6 protein-coding genes are annotated in these 5943 nt (G+C 50.8%); 3 read left to right on the plus strand and 3 right to left on the minus strand.

The genetic code is table 11. The features are described from left to right. Positions 1-225: 225 nt before the first annotated feature. Both HBA26_RS22280 and bglJ read left to right on the plus strand, forming a co-directional pair. Positions 226-963 carry a LuxR C-terminal-related transcriptional regulator gene (locus HBA26_RS22280; protein WP_041911300.1) on the plus strand — a complete coding sequence of 246 codons (738 nt, stop codon included), beginning with the start codon at positions 226-228 and terminating at the stop codon, positions 961-963. Then, complete coding sequence (gene bglJ / locus HBA26_RS22285; RefSeq protein ID WP_041911299.1) at positions 960-1595, plus strand: DNA-binding transcriptional activator BglJ; 636 nt, start codon at positions 960-962, stop codon at positions 1593-1595. Before HBA26_RS22280 ends, bglJ begins: the two co-directional genes overlap by 4 nt. 43 nt (positions 1596-1638) lie before the next feature. Here the strand turns inward: bglJ and HBA26_RS22290 are convergent, their stop codons facing one another. Beyond that, a complete protein-coding gene (locus HBA26_RS22290; RefSeq protein ID WP_023331967.1) occupies positions 1639-2097 on the minus strand; it encodes a YbaK/EbsC family protein in 459 nt (152 codons plus the stop codon). Positions 2098-2425: 328 nt separating this feature from the next. On the opposite strand from HBA26_RS22290, the gene HBA26_RS22295 reads away from it, so the two are divergent. Next, positions 2426-3772: a PTS sugar transporter subunit IIC gene (locus tag HBA26_RS22295; protein WP_126345424.1), complete on the plus strand. Its 1347-nt coding sequence runs from the start codon at positions 2426-2428 to the stop codon at positions 3770-3772. A 96-nt stretch (positions 3773-3868) separates the two neighbouring features. Here HBA26_RS22295 and fhuF read toward each other — a convergent pair whose 3' ends face one another. Beyond that, positions 3869-4657, minus strand: coding sequence for a siderophore-iron reductase FhuF (gene fhuF, locus HBA26_RS22300; protein WP_028015426.1), 789 nt, complete (start codon positions 4655-4657; stop codon positions 3869-3871). Between the two features lie 94 nt (positions 4658-4751). Then, on the minus strand, positions 4752-5816 hold the full coding sequence (locus HBA26_RS22305; protein ID WP_126345425.1) for a GGDEF domain-containing protein: 1065 nt from the start codon (positions 5814-5816) through the stop codon (positions 4752-4754). Positions 5817-5943 lie beyond the last annotated feature (127 nt).

Raw genomic sequence — 5943 nt, forward strand, 5'->3', positions numbered from 1 at the left:
TCCGTCGTCGGCAGCGTCAGATGTGTATAAGAGACAGATTTTAATGTCTGCACAATTAAATTGATTTGCGCTTTGTGAGATATTAGCGCTGTTTTAGGCATTTCCTAAACTAAGAACATATCTCATCTTCTGCTTGTATTAATCTTTTTATACTCAGGGAAGAAAATATTTATACCTTGGTGCGTTTTACATGACGCACCGAAGGAAAATGGACACGGAGGGTCTATGTTGTCGTTGCCTGGTAAGCATGGCGTTGTCATTAGCCGGATACCCGTCATGCAGAATGGGTTAGGGGACGTGATGGCACGTCATTTCCCCGATTTTGAATTGACCTACTGCCGCTCACTGCAGGAGTTAACCCTGCTTCAGTTGCGCCGCGCAGATGTGATTATCGCCGACGTTTCAGGCGAATACAGGAACCCACGGGGTACGCTCGAAGAGTATTACCGCTTACTGAACCAGTACCGGGAAATCCACTGGATCTTTTTGGTCTCCCGGCCGTTTTACCCTATTGCCGTTGAGCTGCTTATGCGGCCGGAAAGTACGCTGCTTTCTGATATGGAACCTATCGAAGGTGTCGTTAACGCTATCCGGGCAGGGAGTGAACGCGCAGAACGGATAAGCCAGACGTTATTAACCCCAGAACCTGAGGAAAGTGAGGATGACGACGAACACTTTATTGCGCTCACGCACTCAGAACGTAAGGTGCTTCGCCTGTTAGGCAAAGGGTGGGGGATTAACCAAATCGCTACGTTGCTTAAAAAGAGCAATAAAACGATCAGTGCGCAGAAAAACAGTGCGATGCGAAGGCTCTCATTGCGGAGTAATGCCGATATGTACGCCTGGATCAACAGTACACAGGGAATGAGAGAGCTGAGTTTAATGTCAGCCTATGGAGAGTTCGAGGAATGGAAAAAACCGATTCAACAAGACATATCGCCATCATCGAAAATTGCTCGATGAGTGCGGTCGGGCTGCAGCATCTTTTTACGCAGCCTGAACTCAGCCAATATCAACTGCACCTGTTTAATGATTTTGATGGCTTTAAGAAAGCACTGCAACACGTGAATTTTTTCTCGCTGATCTATTCGCTTTCCGATGCGCGAGAAGAACGACGTAACTGCCTGGCGCATCTGCGGGATCTCGCGTTTACGCATAGCCATATTCAGCGCATTATCCTGGTCTCGGATGAGATGGAGGCGAGGTTGATTAGCCATCTTTCGCCTTCACGTCTTCACGGTGTGGTCAGTAAATCGGTGACCCTTGAACACCTGCTGAAGGAGTTAGTGGTATTGTTGAGCGAAACGCTGCGCATTAATGACAATATGCTTAACCACTGGTACTGCAGTCAGAACCGGATGTTAAGCCCAACGGAAAGAGCAATTTTACGTTATATGTCATGCGGATATTCCATTCCCGAAATCGCGGCGCAGCTTGAACGCAATATCAAGACTATTCGCGCGCATAAGTTTAATGCGATGGTGAAGCTAGGGGTGAATTCTGACGTAGGATTGCTTGATGCAGCGGATATTCTTACCCATCTTCCGGTTAGAGAACCGCGAACTGTGGGGCTAAGCAAACCGACATTTTTGTAACCTGTGCCTTTTGCGCGCCAGATATGCCCTGGCGCGTCGTCATTCAGATGCACACATCAACCCACTTTGCTGAAGTCAGCTCTGCCATTCTGTCCGGAGAAATACGTACGGCACTATGGATAGCGCCAGCGGCGGGGAGCACTTCAGCGTATTGTTTTAAAGAGATATCGCAGTAAACCGCAAGTGGGTTTTCAAGCCCAAACGGGCAGACGCCACCAACGGGATGACCCGTCACGGTAACCACTTCATCACTGCTGAGCATGCGTGCTTTCGCGCCAAACGTGTCTTTCAGTTTTTTGTTATCCAGACGCGCATCACCCTTCGCCACCACCAGAATCACCTCATTTTTAACCTTCAACGATAGGGTTTTGGCGATTTGTCCCGGCTCTACACGGTGGGCGGCAGCAGCCAGCGCAACGGTAGCCGTACTCTGGCTAAGTTCTATTACCTCTATTTCCGGCGCGTTGTCGGCAAAAAACTGCTGTACGGACTGCAAACTCATTGTTTCCTCCTGACAAATATCCTGCGTAATCTGTCATAAGAATTTATGCTCTGTAAATATCTCTTAAGTAACAAATATCCAGGATGGCTGATTTCTGGATCCTCTTCACAATCACAGAAACCGGTTACAGTAACCGGTTGCAGAGCGTGATGCGTAGATTAATACTGAGTATGTAACGTCCCCTGTATCCAATAATAAGAGCCAATTATGAAACCATTTCGTCTGAGCAGTACCGCTGGTACGCAAGCCAGCAAGGTTGTGAAGCTGATTTATGGAACAACGTGCGGCGCGAGCGCGCCTGTAATAAACGTCTGACAGGAGATCAATCATGTCTGCCAACCATGCTGCGTTTAATCTGATATTCCGTTTCGTTGAAAATTACGTGAGCCCGATCGCCGGGCGGATCTCGTCCCAGCGTCATGTCATGGCTATTCGTGATGGGTTCATCTCCGCGATGCCGTTCATGATTGTGGGTTCATTTTTATTAGTGTTTGCTTATCCGCCGTTTTCGCCTGATACCACCTGGGGGTTCGCACGCGCCTGGCTGGATATGGCGAAGCAGTTTGAAGGCCAGATCCTGACGCCGTTTGATATGACGATGGGCATTATGTCCATTTATATCTGCGCGGCCATCGCCTATAACCTTGGCAAACATTATGTCAAAACGCACCAGCTGGATCCGTTCATGTGCGCCATGCTGTCGCTGATGGCGTTTCTGCTGGTTGCCGCCCCGAAAACCAAAGGCACGCTTCCCGTCGACAGCCTGGGGGGAACGGGTATTTTTACCGCCATTCTGGTGGCGATTTACTGCGTTGAAATGATGCGTTTCCTGAAGGCGCATAACATCGGTATTCGCCTGCCGGACCAGGTGCCGCCGATGATCAAAAACTCCTTTGATCTGCTGATCCCGGTGCTGGTCGTGGTGTTAACGCTTTATCCGCTGAGCCTGGTGATTCAGTCTCAGTTTGACATGCTGATCCCGCAGGCAATTATGTCCATCTTCAAGCCTCTGGTTTCCGCGGCGGATTCACTGCCCGCGATCCTGCTGGCGGTGTTGATTGGCCACCTGCTGTGGTTCGCCGGGATCCACGGGGCGGCTATTGTCTCCGGGATGCTGCAGATGTTCTGGCTGACTAACCTCGGAGCGAACCAGACCGCGCTGGCCGTCGGCCATCCTCTGCCACATATTTTTATGGAAGCCTTCTGGACGTTCTTCATCGTGATTGGCGGGTCGGGTGCGACGATGGGTCTGGTGATTTGCTATCTGCGCAGCCGTTCAGCGCATTTACGCTCTATTGGCCGATTGAGCGTGGTGCCCAGCTTCTTCAACATCAACGAACCCGTTATCTTCGGTACGCCGATTGTAATGAACCCGGTGTTCTTTATTCCGTTCCTGCTAGCCCCGATGGTTAACGCCGTGCTGGCCTGGGCGGCGATGACGTTTGATCTGATTGGCCGTGTTATTTCAGTGGTTCCCTGGACGGCACCGGCGCCGATAGGCGCAGCATGGGCCCTGGGCTGGGATTTCCGCGCGGCTATCCTGGTTGTGGTTCTGGCCTGCGTGTCGGCAATCATCTACTACCCGTTCTTCAAAGTATACGAGAAGCAGCTGCTGGAGCAGGAAGCGGAAGAAGCACAGCGTAATGGGGAAGAGGACAATCAGCAGGTGGCTTAAAGACGTTGTGCCGGGTGGTGGCTGCGCCTTACCCGGCCTACGAGTCGAGGTTTTTGTAGGCCCGGTAAGCGAAGCGTCACCGGGCAATTCACTGCACTACTTCAGCGTGCAATCCCCGCACTGCTTAACGTCCGGCAGGCGATAGCGCTGGCAGCAGGTACGGCGTACCAGAAGTCCGTCACGGAGCACAACGGTACGGAATAACGGATTATCGCGACCATCGGAAAGCTGTTTGGCAAAGAAGCAGGACTGGCGCAGGGCCTCCACTTTCTCATCGCCAAGCAGCGGCTTCATTTCTGTTAAATACCAGTGAATTAAATACCCGGTATTACTCCAGATAAGCTTCCCGTTGATCTCGCCCGTTGCTTCAAGTGCCTCAACCACTGGGATCAGGGCCTGGATGACAAGCTGTTCCAGACGTTCCTGAGCAGAGAACTGCTCTGCGCCGCGATCTTCGTGCAGATCAATCCAGAAGCAGGCTGCTCGGCCAGTTTCGTGGAACTCGACGTGAAAATGATCCGGGGAGAGCGCCAGCATGCTCTTTTGGGTTAATACCGCCAGCATGAGCGGGGGAACCATCAGCCCGATATACCACTGTGCCCACAGGGAAAGCAGAGGTTTATTTTCCCGCGTTAGGGTCGGCTGATTGCGATAGATATGGTCGGAATAGGTTGCAAGCAGCGACTGCAGCGTAGAGGGCTGCTGCCACTCAGCGAGCGTCATGGCGTGGTGCGGGGGCGCTTCATCAAGCCTGATAAAGTCCAGCAGGTGGGCGCGCGTCTTAGCAATCTTGTCCCGTATGGCATCCGCAAGCGACGCATTCCCGCTGGTGAGGGGCGCTCGCCAGAGGAGTGGTTCAACGATGTGTGCGGTATGCGTAGCCATAGTTGAGATAGAAATCTAAATGATAATGATTGCCAATCCTAACTATTGCTCATACCAATGGCAAGACTTTTGTCCTGATTAACCGAAGACGCGCTTAAGCGGTTTGTAGCTCTTCACTCAGCAGAATGTTATTGCGACCCAAATGCTTTGCTTCATAGAGGGCTCTGTCCGCTCTCTCCAGAGCGCTTTCCACGTCCTCGTTTTCGAAAATGGCAATACCGATGCTGATGGTGACATTGGTGGCGACGCTTTCGTTGAACAGATGGGGGATTTTCAAATCATAGACTTTCTGACGGATCCGCTCTGCCGTATGGCGGGCGTGTTCAAGTGAAATATTCGTCAGCAGCACCATGAACTCTTCCCCACCGAAACGCGCCACAATATCGCGCGAACGGACGGCATCACGAATTGCCGCCGAGACGCGCTTCAGCGCCTGGTCACCCATCATATGGCCATAATGGTCGTTATAGGCTTTGAAGTGGTCGATATCCATCAAAAGAACAAAATGTTCGCCGTTTTCTACCGCCGGCAGGTTCTCCAGACGGCTCTGCAGGCCGCGACGATTATAGAGCCCGGTTAGCGGGTCCATCATACTGAGATCGGTCAGAGTTTCCCGTTCTTCCAGCAGGCGAGAGAGCAGCTCCTGGGCGAAGCGATCGTTGCGCCGTTGCAAAATGTTATGAATAGCAATAGCCACCACAGGAAGTGCGAAAGAATAGGACATTCTTAGCCATATATCCTGGTCACTTAACCACAGGCAGACAATAAAGGCGGGGAGCGAGTGCAGCGTAAATGCTTTGATATTACTGGCGAAGGCCAGCGTTCCGATAAAAAGCACCGTGAGTAAAGCTATTATCAAATACATCGCCTGGTCATGGATAATTAGCGAAAATTTCGAATCTATTTGCCAGGCCCACAAAATACCAAAGATTGCTGAAACGGCAGGAATATTTATCTTCCGCGCGCGCTTTTTCCAGTGCCAGACGAACAGGCCAGTACTGATCGCGAAAATAGCAATCAGAGGGGCAGAAAACACGCGTACAGAATAGAGCGGGTTTGTTACCGAGAACACGGCTGACGTTGCGTTCAGAAATAAAAATAAACGTAACGATAATTGATATTTTCTTTGAACCAAAGACCGCCAGGATTGTGATGTCATAGTCGTGCGTTTTTATTAAAACTTAATTAAAACAGATGAATAGGTGTGGTTTCGCACTTAATTATGCAAAAAACTCAAAGCGTAATTATACTGTCTCTTATGCACATCTGACGCTGCCGACGACGGA

It is taken from the genome of Enterobacter sp. 725m/11, assembly GCF_011683705.1.
Lineage (GTDB): Bacteria > Pseudomonadota > Gammaproteobacteria > Enterobacterales > Enterobacteriaceae > Enterobacter > Enterobacter bugandensis.

Coding starts and splice junctions, on each gene's coding strand:
- fhuF (WP_028015426.1), bottom strand. CDS start 4,657: ATGGCTACGCATACCGCACACATCGTTGAACCACTCCTCTGGCGAGCG.
- HBA26_RS22290 (WP_023331967.1), bottom strand. CDS start 2,097: ATGAGTTTGCAGTCCGTACAGCAGTTTTTTGCCGACAACGCGCCGGAA.
- bglJ (WP_041911299.1), top strand. CDS start 960: ATGAGTGCGGTCGGGCTGCAGCATCTTTTTACGCAGCCTGAACTCAGC.
- HBA26_RS22280 (WP_041911300.1), top strand. CDS start 226: ATGTTGTCGTTGCCTGGTAAGCATGGCGTTGTCATTAGCCGGATACCC.
- HBA26_RS22305 (WP_126345425.1), bottom strand. CDS start 5,816: ATGACATCACAATCCTGGCGGTCTTTGGTTCAAAGAAAATATCAATTA.
- HBA26_RS22295 (WP_126345424.1), top strand. CDS start 2,426: ATGTCTGCCAACCATGCTGCGTTTAATCTGATATTCCGTTTCGTTGAA.